Source organism: Heyndrickxia sp. FSL W8-0496, assembly GCF_038007825.1.
Classification (GTDB): Bacteria; Bacillota; Bacilli; order Bacillales; family Bacillaceae_C; genus Heyndrickxia; species Heyndrickxia oleronia.
This window is the reverse complement of the sequence record NZ_JBBOXX010000001.1, coordinates 241,688-262,147: the sequence shown is the minus strand read 5'-3', so window position 1 is coordinate 262,147 and position 20,460 is coordinate 241,688. Positions and strand designations below refer to the sequence as shown.

Sequence of the window (20,460 nt, the reverse complement as noted above, 5' to 3'; positions counted from 1 at the left end):
AATTATCCCTAATATTTTTGCATTTTTATACACACAATATATGTACTAAAGTTAAGACGGAGGTACAAAATGAAGAAAGACTCTATTTTAAAAGAAGAAGTTGAAGAACATCAGCAATATAAACAGCTAACATCAGCTGAACTAGCTGATCTGTTTAGCAATTTTATGGGAGACTCAATGTTTAGTTGTGTCTTTGAGCATTATCTTCAAGTAGTGCAGGATGACGAGGTTAAAGATTTTGTCGAGTTTGCCTTAGCACTATCAAGAAGACATATGCAGGAGATAGGCAATATTTTTAAAATGGAAAGCATACCTGTACCTGTTGGTTTTGGAGAACAGGATATTCGTAAGGATGCTCCTCGTCTCTTCGGTGATCTCTTCATGGTCTTTTATATTACACAAATGGCAAGTACCTCACTATTACTTTATGGAAGTGCTTTTTCAAATGCTACTCGCCAAGATATTATCAATTATTTTAGAAGCTCATTAAATGATTCTATAGAAACCTATGAGCGAGGGATACATTTATTACTGTCAAAAGGAATGGATATAAGTTCTCCAACGATCCCTTATCCAAACAAAGTAGATTTCGTAGAGAAAAAATCATTTATTTCTCTCCTAACAGGTCAAGACCGTCCGCTTACAGCTAATGAAATTAAGCACTTGCACTACAACATTAATACCAATATATTAGGAAAATCATTAATGTTAGGATTCAGCCAGGTTGCTTCCTCAGAGAAGATCCGAAAATACTTCCGAGATGGAGCAGAGCTTGCAAATAATCAAATTAAGAGTTTTGCCGATCATTTAATAAAGCAAGACCTGCCCTCTCCTAAGCTAATGGATGATCATGTAACAGATTCAACTACTTCACCTTTTTCTGACAAACTAATGATGTATCACGCTTCGTTGGCTGGAAACATAGCACTCACTAACATGGGAACAGCTCTTTCTCAAATGATGCGACATGATTTAGCCGCAGAGATGATGAAGCTCCTTCCTGTCATTGGAAAGTATAATAATGATGGATTGAATATGATGATTGAACATGGTTGGTTTGAAGAACCATTTACTGCAACTGATAGAAAAGAACTTTCTAAATCATCCTCTGGATTTAACAAAAATTGATTAAGTTAAACGACAATATCCAATCATTACATTGAATATTATTCCTATATTAGATGCAAGGGAGGTAACAGTAAAAAATTTATATATGTTCTGCTACCTCCCTATTGCTCCCCAATTCATTTATGAACTATTTGACCAATCCCATTAAAAATCCATCATACCCCTTTGATCCGACCGTTTGAATAGCCGTACATTCAATTCTATTTTCATTAGCAAGCAAATCCATAAATTGTCTGATACCATGGATTCTCTCATCACTACTTATTGCATTAATCACCTCACCATCTCTCACGACATTGTCCGCAATAATTAGTGTTCCAGACTTAGACATACTCATCGCCCATTTTAAGTAATAGGGGTTATTGGTTTTATCAGCATCAATAAAGATAAGATCAAAAGGAGCAACTCCTCTTTCTTTTAATTTAGGTAAGCTATCTAGGGCATCTCCAACAATCACTTCAACCTTATCCTCGTAACCAGCATATTGAATATTTTGATTAGCTATTTTTGCAAATTCTGGATTCACCTCTAATGTATAGACTTTTCCAGACTCAGGTAGTGCCCTTGCGAACCAAATACTACTATATCCACCAAGTGTTCCAATTTCTAAAACGTTTCTTACCCCCTTCATTTTAGCCATTAAATAAAGAAACTTCCCTTGTGACGGAGATACATCAATTTCTGGGATTCCAGACTTTCTATTTGTTCGCAAAACATGATCAAGTATAGGATCAGATAATATTAATTTTCCTATAAAATATTCATCGACTTTGTTCCAGCTTTCATTTGCTCCCATTCTTAAATCCCTCATTTCTTCAACTTGTGTCTTCACTAATAGTGTATGATAGTATAAACGATAAAAATAATATATCTTTTTAACCGTTATATAACTTCAAGTTATGAATGGAGGAAAAAATGAATATACATGGCCTTCGCTTATTTCACCATGTTGCCACAACAGGAAGCTTTACTAAAGCAGCTGAATTGATGCGAATTAGTCAGCCCGCCGTTTCTAGTCAAATAAAGAAATTCGAGCAAGAGATTGGAATAATCTTATTCAAGCCTCATGGGAGGGGAGTGTTATTAACAGAATTCGGTAAAGAGTTAGCAGAAAAGGCACAGAACTTTTTTGCCTTTGAGAAAAAGATTGAAGGCTTCATTGACAATCATCGTCATGGGAGGGCAGGAAGCATCCATATTGCTGCAACTTACTTGCCTGCAAATTTTTTAATTCCAAAATGGGCCGCTACATTTAAGGCTCACAACGAGGAAATCAATTTATTCATCCATACTACTAATTCACAAGGTGCATTTGATCAACTCAAACAATTTAAAGCGGATATCGCAATCTACGGTGGGGGAGTTTCAGAAAGACCAGATGAAATTGAGTGGGAAGAATTATTAGAAGATGAACTTTGGTTTGTAGTCTCGCCTACACATCCACTTGCCAATCAGTGCATCAGCTTACAGGAAATGGTGAAGGAGCCATTCATTATGCGTGAGGAAGGAAGCTCTACTCGAGAAAGGCTTTTTTCCCTTTGTCAAACCTTTCAAGTAGAGCCACCAAAGATTGCACTTCAGTTTAATGGTTTAAATGAAACCATTCATTCGGTTATGGCAGGTTATGGGGCAAACTTTATCTCTTCTCTTGTTGTCCGTGATTATGTGGAGAATCATCAACTTGCTCGAGTATTTGTTCAAGACATCTGTGTAAAAAATAAAATTGCAATTTGTACTAGAAAAAACGAAAAGAAAAGCATACTTGTATCTAATTTCATCGACACTTGTAAGCTTTCTTTGGAAAAGACTAGAGCTTAAAAACAGGAAAGATTAAGGTAACAATCTTGATAAATGGTCGAATTCCCTTCCTTTTTTATAGTAAATCGAGCAACTCATAATAAATTCGATTAGCTCTACTATATTATTATTTCTTGTCCTGCCATAACTGATAAAGATACAGAATAACTGCGATAAACATCATTAATAAAAAATTTAATAAAGAGGAAATTTCCCCATCCTCTCTAATTTCTCGCATATTTAATATTCTTGAAAAAATAAAGCCATAAAAAAAATCTATTATAGCGTTTACAAGCATATAAATCCAAAATTTATTAAAGGTAAAATAAAATATCCACATGGTCCCAATGAGAAAAACACCATATACTGTAAAAAGTGGAGCTATCTTATCCCAATAAAAAAGACTTTCATTAAACTTCCACCAATGATGAAACCAAGCAATTTGAGCTATAATTGTATTTATGATAGTAGCTAAAAAAGCAACAGGCATATATCTCCGAATTGATGAATGGTTCATAAAAATTAAAGATAGCCAAGGTAGAATAAATAATGCCCATATCAATAGATTGTCCATACATAGCAATCCTCTCTATTCCCTATAAATAACCATATCATCTCTCAAAATTAATTGTCCTATACCTGTCAGATGCTTAGCATCTTTCAATTCGTTTCTATTATCAGGTTCATAATCTGAAATACATTCATCTAATTGTAGCAATATATCATATATCAATCCTTTTCATTTTAAGGTATACTAATAGTATAGAAAACAGACAAATTTCTAGGGAGGTAAGTTATATGCCAATACCTACTGATCATTCAAAACCGGTTCGCACATCCGCAAAAGAAAGCGCATTCAATCAAATACAACAATGGATTATCGATGGAACACTAAAGCCAGGGGAAAAGCTCAATGACTCCGAGCTTGCAGAAGCATTAGGAGTCAGCAGAACACCCATCCGTGAATCCCTTCAATTGCTTGAAGCACAAGGATTTGTAGTTATGTATCCGAGTAAAGGGACACAGGTAACGGAAGTAGAAAAAGAATCGATTAAGGAGCTACTTCCTCCATTAGCTGCTTTACAAGCATTATCTGCTGAACTTGCCATTTCCAATCTAACGGACGAAATTACGAATAAATTGGAACAAACAAATAAAAGATTCGCGGATGCCATTCATTTGGATAATGACTTCCAAGCATTGAAAATTGATGAAGAATTCCATCAAATTATTGTAGATGCAGCAAATAATTCATATATTGATAATATGGTCGCTTATCTTCAAGCACATGTAAGAAGATTATTCTTCCATCAATCCATTATTCTAACTGAACAATCAATTAAAGAGCACGACACCATTATACAATTAATGAAAGATGGGAACGAAGTGGCAGTTTCTAATATTATGCGACAAAATTGGTTGCGTGCTATTGAAGAATTCAAATCAGTGAAAAAGAACTAAATATGTAAAAGCCGGTCCTATTGTGTAGAAACCGGCTTTGGTTGTATCCATAAATAGATTGCCTGATCAATAGTCAGTCATTTGAAGATCCTTTATCATTACCCACAAACTCATATCTCCATTTACGCCTTTTAAGATCGTCTCAGTTTTCACGTTAAATCCTTTCTTTTCGTAGAATGCCTTAGCTTGATGATTAGTTTTTAATACTTCTAACCAAAGTAGTCCCTGATTATTATGTATTGACAATTTAATCGCTTCATTTAAGAGTATATCTCCATAACCCTTGCCTGTAGAACTCGGGAGAAAATATATTTTTTGCAACTCGGCTCCTCTAGTTGCGTTATTAGGTAGTTTCCTATCAAAATTCACTTTTGCAAAGCCAATTGCCTCATTTTCAATATAAGCAATCAACCAGACTACATTATGCATCTGTAGGCTTTTTTCTAATGATTCTTTAGAAAAATCTTTTTCTAAAAATTTATTTATTTCCTTTTTATTTTCCCAATTATCCTTGAAGTGTGCATAATAAGTGTCAATCCCTAATTGTCGGATAATCGATAGATCCTCAACTGTTCCCTTTCTAATTTCAAGCATGTTTTACTCCCCTTCACTTATTTATTTTGCTGGTAATTAAGTAATCAAAATAAACAAACGATAGATAGCTTCACCTCTCCATTGGAAAACTATTATTCTGCCAATTGAAACTTATATGCCTTTTATCCAATTCTATCATTATTAATCATATGAATTAAACTCACATTTTAATTACTACTATATAATTGCCAACATTGTTTTTCCATTTTTATTACAAACAAAAAAGCCAGTTCCATTAATACATTCGGAACTGACTTTTTTAATCGCTATTTTTTAAAGAATTAACGATTTACATTCGATGATTGTTATTCTTTTATGCATGAACTTCAGAGTATTGCATGAAGCGAGCAATAACCCCCGTAATTAAGATAACAATCAGTACTGGCAGTAACCATCCTAAGCCTTCATGATAAAAAGGTAAATAGTGTTCATACACTTTAATTATGCCTGATACCCATCCAAAATAGTCCATTTTGAATAAATCAAAAAATGTTTTTAAGCCGTCAATGATACTAATTAAAAATGTAACAACTGTTGCTGCAATATAAACCAATCTTGAATGATTAAACAATGGTGACAAGAAAGTTAAAAGCATTAAAACAATCGCAAGTGGATAGAGAAACATTAATACAGGAATTGAATAGTTAATAATATTAGCTAGTCCAAAATTTGCGATGATAAATGTCGCTGTAGTAAACAAAGTGACAAATAGTTTATAGCTTACTTTCGGAAATAATGTATGGAAATACTCTCCACAGGCTGTCATTAATCCAATACTTGTCGTTAGACAGGCAAGTAAGATAACAACAGATAACATCACGGTTCCAGTCATTCCAAAATAATGCGAAGCTGCACTACCTAAAACAGGACCCCCTGTATCAAAAAGACCAAATCTTTCTGTACTAGTTGCACCTAGATAGGCAATCCCTACATAGATAACTCCAAGAAAAACAATTGCAACCGTTCCGGATTTAACAGTAGCTCCCAGTACTCCTCGTGTCGTTTTTACTCCAAGTGCACGGATGGAATTGATAACGATAATACCAAATACAAGTGAAGCTAATGCATCCATCGTGTTATATCCCTCTGTAAAACCTTTCATAAACGCACCATTTTGATACGCTTCCTGTGGAGCTTCAATAGAACCCATCGGTTTCACAATAGCCATTACTAGTAAAATAAATAATAGAATAATGATTCCAGGAGATAAGATTTTCCCTACTCGATCAACCAATTTAGCTGGATTCAATGAAAACCATAGAGTAATAGCAAAAAACAACAATGTAAAAATAAATAACCCGATATGTCCCTTACCATGTTCAAAAAACGGTGCAATACCAATATCATAAGCAACGGCTCCTGTGCGGGGTGCTGCAAAAAAGGGTCCAATCGTTAAATACAATAGTGAAGTAAATACTGTTCCATAAATAGGGTGAATTCTACTTGATAACTCACGTAGGTCACGGCTACCTGATATCCCCATCACTAGAATTCCAAGAAAAGGTAGACCCACCCCTGTTATTAGAAAGCCTATTACTGAAGGCCATAGATTCGTTCCTGCATTTTGTCCAAGTTGTGCAGGAAAGATTAAATTTCCTGCTCCAAAAAACAAAGCAAATAGCATAACTCCTACTATAAAATAATTTGAAAATGAAAGTTTATTGTCCATATGACCAGTTCCCCCTAAGAAGAAAATATTCAAATTTATCTAAAAATTTATTACCCGCATATGCAATATATCAATGGAATTAATCATACTATCATTATATAAAAAATGCAATATATCGCTCGATATTTTTTTAATAATTTCGACATAGTTCTACTTGTTTCTTCACATCTCTAAAGTACATGGTTTACATATATTTTATTATCTACGTATTTCCTTCCATAAATATGTTTTTGCATAAATCATTTTTTTAAAGTCAAAATAAAAAAAAGGACAAGGGGGAGATAATTTGGTCGTATTACTTATTCGAATAATGCTAATTTGTTTATCATGGTCTACAATCTTCTTTTTACCAATCAAGTCAATTAAAAGGTTCTTACCTGTTACACTTTTTTCATCAATCATTCTTCTAATAGAAACATTGCTAGCGAACTCCCATAAATGGTGGAAAGTAAAGGGTGGAGCTAAAGCCTCAACAAATAATGCTTTAACATTTATTTTTGGACCTTTCTTCGTAGGAAACTTATGGGTTTTCCATCTAACATACGGAAAATTTTGGCTTTATTCTCTTTTGAATGTATTTAATGATCTTATGTTAGCATTTCCATTAAATCGATTTTTTGAAAAATTCAACTTATATAAATTAAAAAGGTTCAAGCCTAAGCACCTGTTCTTAACCGCTTTTTCTTATTCCCTTTTGAACTATCTTTTTCAATTCTTTATAGAAGGAAAATCACCTAGAAAGTATAATCAATAAAAAAGGTAGGCAACTCCCCTATCTAATATCGACTTGTAGGTGATGATATTGCGTAGTAAAAAAGAGATAATGGAATTAGGTATGAACTTTGCAATCAATTGTGAAAAAATTAGAATATTCACCCTTGAAGGCTCTTTAACCAACTCAAACATTCCAGAAGATGAATTTCAAGATTATGATTTTAGTTATTTTGTAACAGATATGGACTTTTTTAAGAAAAGTGATGATTGGTTAGATTATTTTGGACAAAGAATCATTCTCCAAAAGCCAGAAGCAATGGAATTATTCCCACCCGAATTGGGAAACTGGTTCTCGTATTTAATGATTTTTGAAGATGGGTCAAAAATCGACCTAACTCTCATTCCGCTTAATGAATTTGAAGATTATTTTAAAGAGAGTGATGGTTTAGTCGAAGTACTATTGGACAAAGATCAACTCATCAAAAAAACAATTATCCCAAGCGATGCAAAATATCATATTCAAAGGCCAAGTATGCAATCCTTTGACGATTGCTGCAATGAGTTTTGGATGACGTCCACATACGTAGCAAAAGGACTAGCTAGAAAGGAGATCCTCTTTGCTAACGATATAATGAATAGCGCTTTTCGCCCTAATTTACTTACGATGTTACGATGGAAAATCGGAATTGAAACTAATTTTTCTTTAAGTATTGGAAAAAGTGATAAGTTCTTAAAAAAATACGTTTCTAACGAAACATGGAACACACTACTATCGACGTATAATATGTCCACCTATCAAGCAATGTGGGACGCCCTTTATTATAGCTTTGAATTATTCCGAGAATCCTCCCTTTATGTTTCTGAAACACTTGGTTATCCTTATCCTGAGTACGATAAAAAGGTTATCAATTATATAGAGAGGATTCAAAGAAAGTACAGATAATTAAAAAACTTCATTGTATACATTCAATACTTCGATTACAATTGAAGTATGAATTACAAAGGGGTGAAAAAGATGAGTATTAGTCCTAATGTAGCTGAAGTCGCTGCACTTCTTGGTGAAACTTCACGTGCTACTATTTTAACAAGTTTACTGGACGGACGTTTTCATACTGCAAGTGAACTAGCTTATATGGCCGCGATCAAACCACAAACAGCAAGTTTTCACCTTTCCAAATTAGTCGATGGGAATCTCGTTATTGTTGAAAAACATGGTCGCCATCGTTATTACCAGCTGGCTAATGAAGAAATTGCACGCATTTTAGAATCATTCCTTGCTATTTCTCCTCCTCCTGAAGTTCGTTCATTAAAGCAATCAAGGCAAATGAAATTACTCCAAAATGCTAGAACGTGTTATGATCATTTAGCAGGAAAATTAGGAGTTGAGTTAACTGAAGCCATGTTGGCTGCAGGCTATTTAGAAAAAGAAGCACAGGAGTTTACCATTACAACAGCAGGCGAGCAGTTTTTCACTGATTTTGGCATTGATTTAGTTGAATTAAGAGGAAAACGTCGTTCATTTTCTCATGCATGTTTAGATTGGAGCGAACGTCATCATCATCTTGCAGGAGCCCTAGGTAACGGATTATTAAAAAAGTTTTTAACATTGGGCTGGATAACTCAGGATCCATCCATTCGCGCTGTGACTATTACAGATAAAGGAAAAATAGGATTCAAGAAAACATTTCAAATCGATATCAAGTAAAGTTACCCTCCAAAGTACATAAAGAATGGTTTAATCACTTTGGAGGCAGTCTTATATATATTCATTTAATCTATCTATTTTGGATTTCTATACTAGCACTCTCTTGTTTTAAATGCTGAAATTTTCTATTTACAAGATAAATACCAATGATAATAAACAAACCGCCAATAATAAGTGAAGGATATAGATGATCCCCAAGCAGTAACCAACCGGTTATTACACCGAAGAATGGGGCTAAAAATAAATAGGCGCTCGTCTTTCCAGGATCACCTTTTTGCAGAAGATAGTACCAAATCGCAAATTGAACAATTGAGGACATCATACTTAACCAAAATAAAATGAATAAGGACTGGCCATTGAAAGTGAAAAATGGCTTTTCAAAAAGAAAACTAGCAAGTAACAGTAATAATCCGCCAAAAAGCATTTGATAGGCTGATAATACCCAGGTATCAAAAGTTGCCCCCCACTTATTTGCTAATAATGTAGCAATTGCCCAAAAAACTGCTGAAAGAATACCAAATACTATCCCAATTTCAAATTGTAATTGTGTCCCCATTGTAATAACTACCCCTAATAGTCCTAAAAGAACACCGATCCACTGATATAATCTATAACGAATTTTTGTAAAAACGGTCCCAAAGACAATAACGAGTAACGGATTTGTGAATGTAAGGATGGAGGATTCACTGGCAGTAATCGTTCGCAAGCTCAAAAATATACACCCCATCACACCAGCTGTTTGACAAGCACCAATAATAACCATCCTTATCCAACTCTTTTTAGTAATGGGATGTGGCCTTTTTAAAACACTCACAATTATGCTCATAATGATTCCTGCAAGTGTAAAACGCAAAGCTGCTAATAGTATCGGTGATGAATAGGACAAGCCTATTTTAACGATAGCGAACGACGATCCCATTAAAAATGTCGTTAAAAGTACTAATGGTATAAATTTGTAATTATTCATTGTGTCTCTCCCTATTTTTGAAATACTAAGCTATGGCTATTATATCCGCTTTAAATTTCAGCTTTTATCGAAATATGGAATCAATTAGAAGCATATTCAAAGCATTTCAATAAACAGGAATTGGTGCAATTAAAGATTTACGTTCTCATAAATATTTTTTCATTATGTATACATTATTTTTTCATTTAAGATTCATGATAAAAGAAATATTGGAGAAGATTCCCTTACCTATATAGAAGCATATTCTTTTATCTTTTTTGATAGGATGTGCCATAATATGAAGGTATTTAATAGGAAAGAAGGAGAACTGGCTATGAATTATCAAAATATTACCGTTGCCGGTAGCGGTGTGCTAGGGAGTCAGATTGCATACCAAACAGCATTCAAAGGATTCAATGTATCTGTATATGACATTAATGATGAAGCATTGGAGCGTGCGAAAGAAAGAATTAACGGTTTAAAAGAGCACTATAAAAAAGATTTGAATGCTACTGATGAAGAAGTTAACTTAGCATATGAACGCATATCTTTCAATTCTAATTTATCAAAAGCCGTTGCTGATGCAGACCTAGTAATCGAAGCGATTCCTGAGGTTGTTCAAATTAAAACTGACTTTTACAATGAGCTTGGAAAGGTAGCTCCTGAAAAAACAATTTTTGCAACAAACTCTTCTACATTATTACCAAGCCAGTTTGCCGATGCAACAGGTAGACCTGCTAAGTTTTTAGCCCTACACTTCGCAAACGAAATTTGGAAAAATAACACAGCGGAGGTTATGAAACACCCCGGAACAGATATGAAGGTCTTTAATGAAGTGATTGAATTTGCCAAAGCGATTGGTATGGTTGCTTTGCCTTTATATAAAGAACAGCCAGGCTATATTTTAAATTCATTATTAGTTCCTTTATTAGATGCTGCTCAGCTTCTATTATTGAATGAAGTTGCTGATGCAGAAACAATCGACAAAACTTGGATGATTGCAACGGGTGCTCCTCAAGGTCCTTTTGCCATTTTAGATGTTGTTGGAATCAATACTGCTTACAATATTACACTTGCTAAAGCGAAAGCAACGGGTAACCAAGAATACGAAAAATTAGCTAAGTTATTGAAATCAGAGTATATTGATAAAGGCAAACTTGGTAGAGCTACTGGAGAAGGATTCTACACCTATCCAAATCCAAACTTTATGAAACCTGGTTTCTTAGAAAACTAATTCCTTCTTACAATTTGAAGGAACTGACCCAAGAGGGAAAGTTCCTTCTTCTATCTTTATATAGCTTATTCTTCATACAGATATCAATATAAGCTTTTGATATTATCCGGTAATTGAAATGGATTTTCTTTATTCATACGATCGTAAAACATAATACCATCTAAATGATCAATTTCATGCTGTACAACAATTGAGGAATATCCACTCAGCTTTAATAACACTTCTTCTCCTGTAAGATTAAATCCCTTCACTTTAATCCGTTCATATCGAGGTACAAAGCCTTTAATATCTCGATCAACAGAAAGACACCCCTCGCCCTGTGGTAAATAAATCATGGAGACGGAATGACTGATGATTTTCGGATTTATAATTGCATATTCATGCTCTTTCCCCTTCTCATCAGTTAAAAAAGCCGTAAACATTCTCTTATTCAACCCGACTTGATTGGCTGATAGACCTACTCCTGGACGTAAATTATATTTTTTTGCTAGATTAGAATCCTGACTATTTTTCAAAAAATTCATCATGGATATTAATGTTTCTTTATCTTCTTCAGAAGGTGGGAGGGATACCTCTTTTGTTGCCTGATGGAGAATACGGTCACCTTCCCTAACAATATCCTTCATTGTAATTATATAATTTGAATGAAATTTACTCATAAATAAACAATGCATCCACCTTTACTCTTAGTATTTTTGATAACTTGAATGCCAATTCCAGTGTAGGATCATATTTATCATTCTCGATACAATTAATCGTTTGCCTCACGACCCCACACTCCTTAGCAAGCTCCTCTTGAGTGAGTCCTAGCTTTTTCCTTACCTCTTTTATATTATTTTTCATAAGCATCACCTATGTCAAAAGTATTGGACATTATTATTCTAACAATCGTAAGTGAAATGTCAATTACTTTGGACAATCCAACACTGAAATCAATCTTCCAATATACCTAAGTACTCCCTCCAAGGACCAACATCCATATCATATCTCTTTGCCATCGCCCGTACAATTTGGGAAATATGTGTTAAATCATGAACAACCCATGTCGATAATAATTCTCTGACCTTCACTATTCCAAATTCAGGATGCACCCCTGTAAGCTCAAGCTGTAATTCAGGTTGAATAATTGTCTTAAGTTTAGTTATATTTTCCGTTCTCACCTTCTTAAATTCTCGCAACTGTTGTTGAATGGTTCTTTCCGCCATATTATTTAAATGTGCAAAACGATCAAAAGGAGGAAAGGGTCGTCTCTCACCTTCATGAAGCATTGTTTCTAATCTTGGTATCCAATTATGTTTATCGGCTTCAATAAGATGCTCAATCACCTCAGCTACATTCCAAGTACCCTCACCCTCATTACAGTCCAACCAACCTTTCGATAAACCAGATACAAATTCATTCAATGTTTGTGGAGTACGTTGCAACACTTCAATAGCTTCCATTAGTTTAAAATTCATCTGAACTTCTCCCCCCTATGATTCACTTGCAACCATCTTCTTTAAAAATATGGATCTCATGATTCATATATACAGTTGTTCTTGTTTTATTACATTGTACTTCTAACTAAAAAGGGGATATAGCCCTCGCTACATCCCTTTTCTTCTTTAAACCTTCAACCTCTTCGCCATCATTTTTTTAATAATCCTTATTTGCCCTCTATGATTTAATTCATCTTCAAATACATGGAACCATTTAAAGTAATTATTTGCTTGTTGATCAAACCAAAAAGGAGTTTGCTGAAATAACCATTCATCCGGGAGGGTTTGAAATGTTTCGATGGTTTTATTACGAACATCGGTTAATTCCTTCATATAAAAATCAATCGTATTCCCATGGATTTGTTCCCTTGCCCTACTTCCCAATTCCAAGGCTGGATTTAACTCATTAATTTCCTCATCTGTCACTTCACGATTATAAAATGTTTCGATTTGATAAGCTTTTTCAACCGAAACCATATGTGCTAATAACATTCCAATTGAATTAGCTTCCGCATCGTAAAGGAAATCAAGTTCTTCAACGGTTAATTCCTGTACCTCTGCAATGGTCGTCTCTCTCGCATAATTCATCATTGAAACTAATTTACTAAACTCTAAACTCATACCATCCTTTTGATCAATTAAAAATAAAGTTTCTAAATTTATTGCCATGTTTTCACCCGCCTATAAAAATACTCACTCATTATATATTCTGGTAAATACATGGAAATCCCTTTGAATTCCAACTATTTCCCTAAAAAAGAGAATTGTAATCTCTGATCTTTTTGACTAATAAATTCATGAACAATCCTCTTAAATCCATACATCATTTTCCGCTGTTAACTCTACTTGGTGATCACCTGTGTTCACCACACCTTTCGGCTCCACTAGCATGACCTGACATTCTTTTTCCGCAAATGGCTTATGCTCTACCCCTTTAGGTACGACATACATTTCTCCTTTTGAAAGTGTAACCTCTCCATCGCGAAATTCAATTTTCATTTCCCCCTCTATCACAATAAATACTTCATCAGTATCATTGTGGCTATGCCAAACAAAGTCACCTAATAATTTTGCTAACTTAAACTGATAATCATTCATTTCACTAATTACTTTAGGTGACCAATATTCATTAAATTTCGACAATTTATTTTTGATGTTTATTGCCTGATTTTGATAATCCATATAAATCCTCCTTAAAACTTTCCTTAATTAACTGATTAATTCACGTTAATAGTCTATTTTCATGAGAAGGAAATTACGATGATTGATCTTAACCTCCTTCATTCGTATCTCTTTTAGTATATTTTATTAGGAATTGCAAATATATAACATATAAAGAATATAATCTAAAAACTAGAGGTAGTAATAATGAAACATTCTCTGCTTTTTTTATTCATCTTATTTCAATTTTTAATAGTTCCCTTTTCCGATCCTACATACGTTAAAGCAAAGACCACTTTCGTTCATGAGCTATCCGCCGAACCTAAAAAAGATCCATTATCCTTATCAGAATTAAATAATAAATACCAAAATACATTTTTTTTGTATGGATCGAAGACAAAACGAGAAATTGCTTTAACATTTGATGATGCACCTGATAATATTTTCACCCCACAGATCTTAGATATTTTAAAACAAAAAGGGGTTAAGGCAACATTTTTTGTAGTTGGATATCGAATCGAGGAGCATCCTGATATATTTAAAAGGATCATTCGAGAAGGACATGCTCTTGGAAACCATTCGTATAACCATGCGAATTTTTCTAAATTGAGTGATACTGAATTTAGAAATCAAATTATAAAAACCGACAATATTATTAAACAGTATACGGGATATATTCCAAGAATGATTAGACCGCCATATGGAAATATCAATGAAGAGCAACTCCAATGGTTGAAATTACACAACAAAAAAATTGTGAATTGGAATGTCGATTCTCTAGATTGGAAAGGCTTAGATGAAGATCAAGTGGCGAGTAATGTTCTATTGCATGTAAAACCGGGTGCAATTATTCTGCAGCACTCTGGAACCGGGACTGGTGGAGATTTATCTGGGACCGTAAAATCTTTACCAAAAATTATTGATGAGCTGAATAAAGAAAAATATAACTTGGTAACGATCCCTAAATTGCTTAATATTCCTGCTAAATAATCAATTTTGTACTTTTTCGCGTTTATAAATGATGGGAAATTGGAGGATAACTCCAATTTCCGTCCTCAATGAATACTAAAAAAATTTGTTTAGTCATTCTTTTCCTCTTCATAGTTTTGCTTCTCTTGAGAAGCTAGCATAGAAGACGTTTCAATTACTTCTTCTGTTGCTTGAACATCTCCTTCCTTTTCCATTACTTCATCATATTCATATAGTTCAAACATCTGGACAAACTCATTAATGACCATTTCCACTGCCTTTAGTTCACCAACTATAATTGGATTAATTGTTTGAAGTTCCGGTGTTTCTAATTGTTGCTTTAAAGTATCACGCTTAAGACTCATCATTTCTAAAAATGCGACGGCTCTGCCTCTGCGGAACGTTTTTGCTCCTTGATGAACATGTTTCTCTTTTCGCTTATGCCCCTCACCATGGTGATGTCTATCTTTGCCACGACCTCTATATCCTTCATTTCTCATAAAAACTCTCCTTCCTGTATACATCTGTATACATTTTATATTCCTATTGTATACAAATGTATACAGAAAGTCAACAAAACATTTAATAATGTGTAAGCACTCTAACGGTGAGATTAACTCAACAAATTTTCAAGTTTACCCCCATTATTCAAATAAAAAAGGCTGCCATTTCTGGCAACCAACCTTGGGAGAATCCTCGTCCTTATATATTTCCCCCTCCCTTACACTGTTATTAAGACCATTGATTTTGCTCTAAGGTATAAGTCTCTCAAGATCCCTAGGAAATGCTGTCGCCCCCCTAATATTTCCTACTCCTGTCATATTTGCTGTCAATCTCTCTAGTCCAATGGCGAATCCACCATGTGGAGGTACACCATATTTAAACATTTCAATATATGAGGCAAAATCATTTGGATTTAATCCTTTACCTGAGAATGACTGTAACAGCATTTCATAATCATGGATACGAAGCCCACCAGAAGTAATTTCTAAGCCTTTGTACAATAAATCATAGGATTCTGTTAATCCTGAATCATTACTAGGCATCGTGTACATTGGACGTGTTTCACATGGATAATTGGTAATAAAGACAAATTCACTATTATATTTTTCTCTTACGTATTCACCTATTAATCGTTCTCCTTCGGAATCTAGGTCCCCTTCAGGAGATGCTTTTTGATATTGACTACTTAGTATTTCCTGTGCTTCATAAAGAGTTAAGCCTGGAATCTCAGTTATTAACGGAAGTTTAACATCAAGAATTTCTAACTCCCGTTTACAATGGTCATTTACACGTGAGATCATATATTTAAGTACATCTGTTTCCCATTCCATAATTTCTTTTACATCGTCAATAAATCCTATTTCAACATCAAGAGAAACATATTCATTTAAATGTCTTGATGAATGATGTGCTTCTGCTCGAAATACCTGCCCAATTTCAAAAACACGTTCGAAACCACTTGCTACCATCATTTGTTTATAAAATTGAGGTGATTGTGCTAAATGGGCGTTTTTCCCAAAATAATTTAGGCTAAATACATTTGCTCCTCCTTCTGCACCCTGAGAGACAATTTTTGGTGTAAAAATACGTGTAAATCCATGTGATGTAAAAAAATCGCCAAATGACTGTGATAATACACTTTGAATTTTAAAAATGGCTTGATTTTTTTCATGTCTTAAAGATAAGGTACGGTAGTTAAGAAGATGATCCATTCCTGCTTTCAATTCCGATTGATTGATTTCTAACGGGATCGCCTTCTGACATTTATTGATCACTCTAATGTTTCTCACATGTATTTCTACGCCTAATTTTTGTTTCTTTGATTCAACAACGTCCCCGATTATCTCAACAATCGATTCGTTTTCTACTCGGAAATTTAACCATTCTTTCTCCAAAATACATTGAATAATTCCACCTCTATCACGAAGTAACAGGAAGGTAACTTTTGATAAATAACGTTGTTTATGAACCCAACCCGATAATTTTACCGTTTCCCCAACCTTATAAGGCGTTTCTGTCGTTACTATTCGAATCATTTTGACTTCCTCCTTTTCATTAATAAAGAATCAAATAAAAAAATTCGCCCCTATATAAACATAGGGACGAATGTATTCCGTGGTACCACCCAGATTGCCTTTTTATCAGCCTCTCATGCCACATAACGAGTGGTACCGTCTGATTCTACTCTGCCTTTAAGCATTTCTTTCAGCACTTACGGATGTCACCATGATAACCTTGATGCGTTTTTCCACCAACCAAACGCTCTCTATAATCAAGGACTTATCATTTCCTTCCGGTCATTGATTTCCATATTTTGATTGTAGAAGATTATATATTTACGAAAAGAAAATGTCAACCTATTCAGAGTTTAAAAAAATGCTTCATTATTCAATCTCTTCATTGTACACTGGAAGTAAGTGAATACCTGCAGAGAATAGGTTGCTAATTTATTAGCATTAATAGGGAATTCGGTGTGATACCGAAGCTGTTTCCGCAACTGTAAGTGCCGATGAAATAAGAAGTAAACCACTGTTTGAAACATCGAAAACGGGAAGGTTCTTAAAGTAAAATGACGCACAAGCCAGGAGACCTGCCTATTCTTGAACGTAACATGCTCTTCGGAAGATAAGAGATTTTATGGCAGCTCGATTGGTTCTTCATATCGTTTAATAAAGGATCATTTTCCCGCCGGCCAAATTCTATCTGGACGGTTTTTTTGTGTTCAATTTTACAAATATATTGATCTCCTCGTTATGAAACGATATAGATCGAAACCAGACGAATTTTTTCTGAAGTGTTATGAGGTAAACATTTAAAATATTTAAGATTAGGAGAAAAAGACATGGTAAAAAAAGACTTACGTTATTTATGCTATCCCTTTATGCGCGAATCCGCTTCAACCGTTGATTTCGAAATTAGAACAGATTCATTAACAACGCGTATTGGACAAGCTGCTTCCTTAACAAAGGATATTCCTATTGTTTATGAAGATTTAATGTACTTGCTTCCAATGGCCTATCATCTAAATGGATCTGTACGCGGAAAGCTTGCCATTAGCGAGGATGATTTAATTCGTCTAAGCAGCATGTATGATTTCTATGTTGCGGAAACAGATGGTCGCATTGATCGGTTTGTACTTCCACAAGGGACGGCTGCTGCATGTGCTCTACATGTATGTAGAAGTGAGGCAAAAAAGTCCGTTCGTGCTTTACATAAGGTAAGTCTTGAAAGAGAGGTTCCGGATATCTTATTCAATTATACGAATCTACTAGCTAATGTCCTTTTTTACATGGCGGTCTATGTAAACAAGGATAAAGGTGTTGAAGAAATCCAATTTGTCAGTAAATCTTATCCAACAAGACCGATAAAAAAGAAAGTAGGGAAATAACTTGAAGAAATATCATTTGTTTCATTGGCTAACAGCTATAATGTTGATCATTTTCTTAGCAGGCTGCCAATCCAATCAGAGCAGCAATGAACCTAAAAAAGAGGATACACCTGAACAAGTAAAAGCGTATACCGTGAAGGATGATACTGGCAAGGAAATTTCCTTCAAAAAAGCTCCTGAAACGGTTATTTCATTGCAGCCTAGTAATACTGAAATTCTTTTTGCACTTGGAGCTGGAGATAAAGTAATTGGCGCAACGGAATATGATAATTATCCAGAGCAAGCAAGTAAAATTGAACGTGTATCGGACTCTGTTACCATTAATACAGAAAAAATTATTGCACTAAAACCAGATATTGTCATTGCTTATACAATCGGAGATGAAAATGCCTTAAAACCAATTGAAGATGCAGGTATTCCTGTATTTGTCATACAATCTGCTTCTTCCTTTGAGGATGTTTATGGTGATATCCAACAAATTTCAGAAGTAATGGGTGTGAAAGAAAAAGGGGAAGAACTTATTACCAATATTCGCACTCATATAAATGATATCGAAAATAAATTAAAAAATATCGAAAAACCAAAACGCGTATATTTTGAAATAAGCCCATCTCCTGATATTTATTCAACAGGCAGAAACACATTCCAACAAAAAATCCTCCAAACAGCTGGTGTAGAAAATATCTTTGGGAATCAAGAAGGTTGGATCAAGGTTTCAGAAGAGACAGTCATCAAGCAGAATCCTGAAATCATTGCAACAACTGTCGATTATATCGAAGGCCCTGTAGCAGAAATCAAAGCTCGTAAAGGATGGGAAACCATAGAGGCGATTAAAAAGGACAGAGTATACCAATTAGACTCGGATATCATGTCACGCCCAGGTCCAAGAATTGCTGAAGCGGTTGAATTAGTTGCAAAAATGGCGTACCCAGAATATTTTAAATGAGACTAAAGCTGGAGTGTTGATCACTCCAGCTTTTATCTTTAGCTATTATCAGTATAATACTTTCATTATTCATGAAAAAACATTATAAAGATATCCGATCGACATAGAGAATAGTAGTGAGCCAAAACCGAATCTATCTAATATATTTCTCGGCTTTACCTCCTTGTTTAACAAATTTCGATTTTGCAGGAAGAATAATTTTAAAAAAAGATAGACTCTTTTCTAAAACATTGTTGCTATTTAAGTATGGTTTTAACAAATAATTATCAGCTGAAGACCGCTACACCTTCACTTCACTAAGAAAAGAGCTCCAAACTTTATATGAATCGCTGAATCTTTTACACAAGCAACAAACGATACGAAAACAGTCTAAAGGTAAAACGAATCCTAAAAAGCTTTTTTAATTTAGCTCTTTTATAAATAGTTTTAATGGATCAGCATCTTGAGATAATTTCGTTACTGAGTCAAAATGAAATCCTAATTTTAATAAAAGATTTTCTGATGCATGATTATCGGTAGTTGTAATGGCTGCGAGCCTACTTATATTTAATTCGGCTTTTGCATAGATCATGACTGCCCGAGCTGATTCATATCCATACCCTTTACCTGTAAAGTCTTTCAAAAAAGCAAAACCCAAATCAACATCCTCTAATCCATTTCTCTTAACCAAGCCACACATCCCAATAGGTATTCCATATTCTTTTAAAATCACTAAATACAAACCAAATCCCAAATCATTATACATTTTTATAAGGCTATGCTCGATATACTTTTTTGCATCCTCAATGGTTTTAATCCCTTTGTCTCCGATATATTTGATCCAATCAGGCTCATTAAGGAGATTGAAAATAAACTCAGCATCATCTTCTGTAAATCTTCGAAGTAATAATCTTTCTGTTTCGATCATCATTATCACCTTTTCTTCGAAAAAATATAATTTACGAGTATTAGATATTTATGTTTGGTTCTATCGTTGTAAAACATTCTTAAGAACTAAATATTGATAAGACAAAATAAGCATACTATAAGTGCATAGACCATCTACCAATGATAATAATATAATACGATTTTGTATATCTTAACATTGTAAAGCCACATGGCAAACTAGGAAAAAACGTTTATTCTATCATTATATCGATGAGGAAATATAATACCCCAACCCTTTTCAGAAGTAGCTCAGCTTGTTTTCATACCGTTGTCTGTTTATTTAGCTTCTACTGGTAAACTATTTGTATAAAATTAAAGATTTTTAGCGCATAAAAAAGAG

Annotated in this window: 23 protein-coding genes, 1 riboswitch and 1 other annotated feature; of the genes, 10 read left to right on the top strand and 13 right to left on the bottom strand. The window is 34.3% G+C overall.

Annotated elements, in window-relative coordinates:
- Window positions 1-69: 69 nt before the first annotated feature.
- Window positions 70-1,128 (top strand): DUF3231 family protein, encoded by a 1,059-nt coding sequence (locus NST63_RS01530; RefSeq protein ID WP_341041104.1) that lies wholly within the window; start codon window positions 70-72, stop codon window positions 1,126-1,128.
- 127 nt (window positions 1,129-1,255) lie between these two features.
- Here the strand turns inward: NST63_RS01530 and NST63_RS01525 are convergent, their stop codons facing one another.
- Window positions 1,256-1,924 carry an O-methyltransferase gene (locus NST63_RS01525; RefSeq protein WP_341041103.1) on the bottom strand — a complete coding sequence of 223 codons (669 nt, stop codon included), beginning with the start codon at window positions 1,922-1,924 and terminating at the stop codon, window positions 1,256-1,258.
- A gap of 119 nt (window positions 1,925-2,043) precedes the next feature.
- Between NST63_RS01525 and NST63_RS01520 the strand changes: the two genes are divergently transcribed.
- Complete coding sequence (locus NST63_RS01520) at window positions 2,044-2,946, top strand: LysR family transcriptional regulator (RefSeq protein WP_341041102.1); 903 nt, start codon at window positions 2,044-2,046, stop codon at window positions 2,944-2,946.
- A 106-nt stretch (window positions 2,947-3,052) separates the two neighbouring features.
- Here the strand turns inward: NST63_RS01520 and NST63_RS01515 are convergent, their stop codons facing one another.
- Window positions 3,053-3,499 carry a hypothetical protein gene (locus tag NST63_RS01515; RefSeq protein ID WP_341041101.1) on the bottom strand — a complete coding sequence of 149 codons (447 nt, stop codon included), beginning with the start codon at window positions 3,497-3,499 and terminating at the stop codon, window positions 3,053-3,055.
- Between the two features lie 224 nt (window positions 3,500-3,723).
- Here NST63_RS01515 and NST63_RS01510 point away from each other — a divergent pair, with 224 nt between their 5' ends.
- On the top strand, window positions 3,724-4,386 hold the full coding sequence (locus tag NST63_RS01510; protein WP_212946446.1) for a GntR family transcriptional regulator: 663 nt from the start codon (window positions 3,724-3,726) through the stop codon (window positions 4,384-4,386).
- 66 nt (window positions 4,387-4,452) lie between these two features.
- Here the strand turns inward: NST63_RS01510 and NST63_RS01505 are convergent, their stop codons facing one another.
- Together NST63_RS01505 and brnQ are read right to left on the bottom strand one after the other, a co-directional pair.
- Window positions 4,453-4,980 carry a GNAT family N-acetyltransferase gene (locus NST63_RS01505; protein ID WP_341041100.1) on the bottom strand — a complete coding sequence of 176 codons (528 nt, stop codon included), beginning with the start codon at window positions 4,978-4,980 and terminating at the stop codon, window positions 4,453-4,455.
- Between the two features lie 313 nt (window positions 4,981-5,293).
- A complete protein-coding gene (gene brnQ / locus NST63_RS01500; RefSeq protein WP_212946448.1) occupies window positions 5,294-6,649 on the bottom strand; it encodes a branched-chain amino acid transport system II carrier protein in 1,356 nt (451 codons plus the stop codon).
- A 286-nt stretch (window positions 6,650-6,935) separates the two neighbouring features.
- On the opposite strand from brnQ, the gene NST63_RS01495 reads away from it, so the two are divergent.
- The 3 genes from NST63_RS01495 to NST63_RS01485 all read left to right on the top strand — a co-directional run bounded on the left by NST63_RS01495 (window position 6,936) and on the right by NST63_RS01485 (window position 9,068).
- On the top strand, window positions 6,936-7,403 hold the full coding sequence (locus NST63_RS01495; RefSeq protein ID WP_212946449.1) for a hypothetical protein: 468 nt from the start codon (window positions 6,936-6,938) through the stop codon (window positions 7,401-7,403).
- 48 nt (window positions 7,404-7,451) lie between these two features.
- On the top strand, window positions 7,452-8,306 hold the full coding sequence (gene ant(6) / locus NST63_RS01490; protein ID WP_212946496.1) for an aminoglycoside 6-adenylyltransferase: 855 nt from the start codon (window positions 7,452-7,454) through the stop codon (window positions 8,304-8,306).
- Window positions 8,307-8,378: 72 nt separating this feature from the next.
- Complete coding sequence (locus NST63_RS01485) at window positions 8,379-9,068, top strand: ArsR/SmtB family transcription factor (protein WP_212946450.1); 690 nt, start codon at window positions 8,379-8,381, stop codon at window positions 9,066-9,068.
- A gap of 70 nt (window positions 9,069-9,138) precedes the next feature.
- Here the strand turns inward: NST63_RS01485 and NST63_RS01480 are convergent, their stop codons facing one another.
- Window positions 9,139-10,035: a DMT family transporter gene (locus tag NST63_RS01480; protein WP_341041099.1), complete on the bottom strand. Its 897-nt coding sequence runs from the start codon at window positions 10,033-10,035 to the stop codon at window positions 9,139-9,141.
- A gap of 313 nt (window positions 10,036-10,348) precedes the next feature.
- Between NST63_RS01480 and NST63_RS01475 the strand changes: the two genes are divergently transcribed.
- Window positions 10,349-11,248 (top strand): 3-hydroxyacyl-CoA dehydrogenase, encoded by a 900-nt coding sequence (locus NST63_RS01475; RefSeq protein ID WP_341041098.1) that lies wholly within the window; start codon window positions 10,349-10,351, stop codon window positions 11,246-11,248.
- Between the two features lie 83 nt (window positions 11,249-11,331).
- Here NST63_RS01475 and def read toward each other — a convergent pair whose 3' ends face one another.
- The 5 genes from def to NST63_RS01450 form a co-directional block, all read right to left on the bottom strand.
- Window positions 11,332-11,907, bottom strand: coding sequence for a peptide deformylase (gene def, locus NST63_RS01470; protein WP_212946452.1), 576 nt, complete (start codon window positions 11,905-11,907; stop codon window positions 11,332-11,334).
- Window positions 11,900-12,091, bottom strand: a complete 192-nt coding sequence (locus NST63_RS01465) for a helix-turn-helix transcriptional regulator (protein WP_341041097.1) — start codon at window positions 12,089-12,091, stop codon at window positions 11,900-11,902. Before NST63_RS01465 ends, def begins: the two co-directional genes overlap by 8 nt.
- 89 nt (window positions 12,092-12,180) lie before the next feature.
- On the bottom strand, window positions 12,181-12,705 hold the full coding sequence (locus NST63_RS01460; protein ID WP_212946454.1) for a DinB family protein: 525 nt from the start codon (window positions 12,703-12,705) through the stop codon (window positions 12,181-12,183).
- Between the two features lie 147 nt (window positions 12,706-12,852).
- Window positions 12,853-13,395 carry a DinB family protein gene (locus NST63_RS01455; protein WP_341041096.1) on the bottom strand — a complete coding sequence of 181 codons (543 nt, stop codon included), beginning with the start codon at window positions 13,393-13,395 and terminating at the stop codon, window positions 12,853-12,855.
- Window positions 13,396-13,536: 141 nt separating this feature from the next.
- Window positions 13,537-13,908: a cupin domain-containing protein gene (locus NST63_RS01450; RefSeq protein WP_212946457.1), complete on the bottom strand. Its 372-nt coding sequence runs from the start codon at window positions 13,906-13,908 to the stop codon at window positions 13,537-13,539.
- Window positions 13,909-14,094: 186 nt separating this feature from the next.
- Between NST63_RS01450 and NST63_RS01445 the strand changes: the two genes are divergently transcribed.
- Complete coding sequence (locus NST63_RS01445) at window positions 14,095-14,877, top strand: polysaccharide deacetylase family protein (RefSeq protein ID WP_341041095.1); 783 nt, start codon at window positions 14,095-14,097, stop codon at window positions 14,875-14,877.
- Between the two features lie 89 nt (window positions 14,878-14,966).
- Here NST63_RS01445 and NST63_RS01440 read toward each other — a convergent pair whose 3' ends face one another.
- Complete coding sequence (locus NST63_RS01440) at window positions 14,967-15,356, bottom strand: hypothetical protein (protein ID WP_242598365.1); 390 nt, start codon at window positions 15,354-15,356, stop codon at window positions 14,967-14,969.
- Window positions 15,357-15,608: 252 nt separating this feature from the next.
- Complete coding sequence (gene aspS / locus NST63_RS01435; protein ID WP_341041094.1) at window positions 15,609-16,895, bottom strand: aspartate--tRNA(Asn) ligase; 1,287 nt, start codon at window positions 16,893-16,895, stop codon at window positions 15,609-15,611.
- 59 nt (window positions 16,896-16,954) lie between these two features.
- Window positions 16,955-17,169: a binding site (T-box leader), on the bottom strand.
- A 109-nt stretch (window positions 17,170-17,278) separates the two neighbouring features.
- Window positions 17,279-17,471: riboswitch (cobalamin riboswitch) on the top strand.
- A gap of 230 nt (window positions 17,472-17,701) precedes the next feature.
- On the opposite strand from aspS, the gene NST63_RS01430 reads away from it, so the two are divergent.
- Together NST63_RS01430 and NST63_RS01425 are read left to right on the top strand one after the other, a co-directional pair.
- Window positions 17,702-18,247 carry a hypothetical protein gene (locus tag NST63_RS01430; RefSeq protein ID WP_341041093.1) on the top strand — a complete coding sequence of 182 codons (546 nt, stop codon included), beginning with the start codon at window positions 17,702-17,704 and terminating at the stop codon, window positions 18,245-18,247.
- Between the two features lies 1 nt (window position 18,248).
- The gene (locus NST63_RS01425; RefSeq protein ID WP_341041092.1) at window positions 18,249-19,193 is read left to right on the top strand and encodes an ABC transporter substrate-binding protein; all 945 of its coding nucleotides are present in this window, start codon (window positions 18,249-18,251) and stop codon (window positions 19,191-19,193) included.
- 400 nt (window positions 19,194-19,593) lie between these two features.
- Here the strand turns inward: NST63_RS01425 and NST63_RS01420 are convergent, their stop codons facing one another.
- Window positions 19,594-20,106, bottom strand: a complete 513-nt coding sequence (locus tag NST63_RS01420) for a GNAT family N-acetyltransferase (RefSeq protein WP_341044133.1) — start codon at window positions 20,104-20,106, stop codon at window positions 19,594-19,596.
- Window positions 20,107-20,460 lie beyond the last annotated feature (354 nt).

Coding starts and splice junctions, on each gene's coding strand:
- NST63_RS01510 (WP_212946446.1), top strand. CDS start 3,724: ATGCCAATACCTACTGATCATTCAAAACCGGTTCGCACATCCGCAAAA.
- NST63_RS01475 (WP_341041098.1), top strand. CDS start 10,349: ATGAATTATCAAAATATTACCGTTGCCGGTAGCGGTGTGCTAGGGAGT.
- brnQ (WP_212946448.1), bottom strand. CDS start 6,649: ATGGACAATAAACTTTCATTTTCAAATTATTTTATAGTAGGAGTTATG.
- NST63_RS01485 (WP_212946450.1), top strand. CDS start 8,379: ATGAGTATTAGTCCTAATGTAGCTGAAGTCGCTGCACTTCTTGGTGAA.
- NST63_RS01465 (WP_341041097.1), bottom strand. CDS start 12,091: ATGAAAAATAATATAAAAGAGGTAAGGAAAAAGCTAGGACTCACTCAA.
- def (WP_212946452.1), bottom strand. CDS start 11,907: ATGAGTAAATTTCATTCAAATTATATAATTACAATGAAGGATATTGTT.
- NST63_RS01520 (WP_341041102.1), top strand. CDS start 2,044: ATGAATATACATGGCCTTCGCTTATTTCACCATGTTGCCACAACAGGA.
- NST63_RS01505 (WP_341041100.1), bottom strand. CDS start 4,980: ATGCTTGAAATTAGAAAGGGAACAGTTGAGGATCTATCGATTATCCGA.
- NST63_RS01525 (WP_341041103.1), bottom strand. CDS start 1,924: ATGGGAGCAAATGAAAGCTGGAACAAAGTCGATGAATATTTTATAGGA.
- NST63_RS01460 (WP_212946454.1), bottom strand. CDS start 12,705: ATGAATTTTAAACTAATGGAAGCTATTGAAGTGTTGCAACGTACTCCA.
- NST63_RS01440 (WP_242598365.1), bottom strand. CDS start 15,356: ATGAGAAATGAAGGATATAGAGGTCGTGGCAAAGATAGACATCACCAT.
- NST63_RS01455 (WP_341041096.1), bottom strand. CDS start 13,395: ATGGCAATAAATTTAGAAACTTTATTTTTAATTGATCAAAAGGATGGT.
- NST63_RS01480 (WP_341041099.1), bottom strand. CDS start 10,035: ATGAATAATTACAAATTTATACCATTAGTACTTTTAACGACATTTTTA.
- NST63_RS01530 (WP_341041104.1), top strand. CDS start 70: ATGAAGAAAGACTCTATTTTAAAAGAAGAAGTTGAAGAACATCAGCAA.
- NST63_RS01430 (WP_341041093.1), top strand. CDS start 17,702: ATGGTAAAAAAAGACTTACGTTATTTATGCTATCCCTTTATGCGCGAA.
- aspS (WP_341041094.1), bottom strand. CDS start 16,895: ATGATTCGAATAGTAACGACAGAAACGCCTTATAAGGTTGGGGAAACG.
- NST63_RS01450 (WP_212946457.1), bottom strand. CDS start 13,908: ATGGATTATCAAAATCAGGCAATAAACATCAAAAATAAATTGTCGAAA.
- NST63_RS01515 (WP_341041101.1), bottom strand. CDS start 3,499: ATGGACAATCTATTGATATGGGCATTATTTATTCTACCTTGGCTATCT.
- NST63_RS01445 (WP_341041095.1), top strand. CDS start 14,095: ATGAAACATTCTCTGCTTTTTTTATTCATCTTATTTCAATTTTTAATA.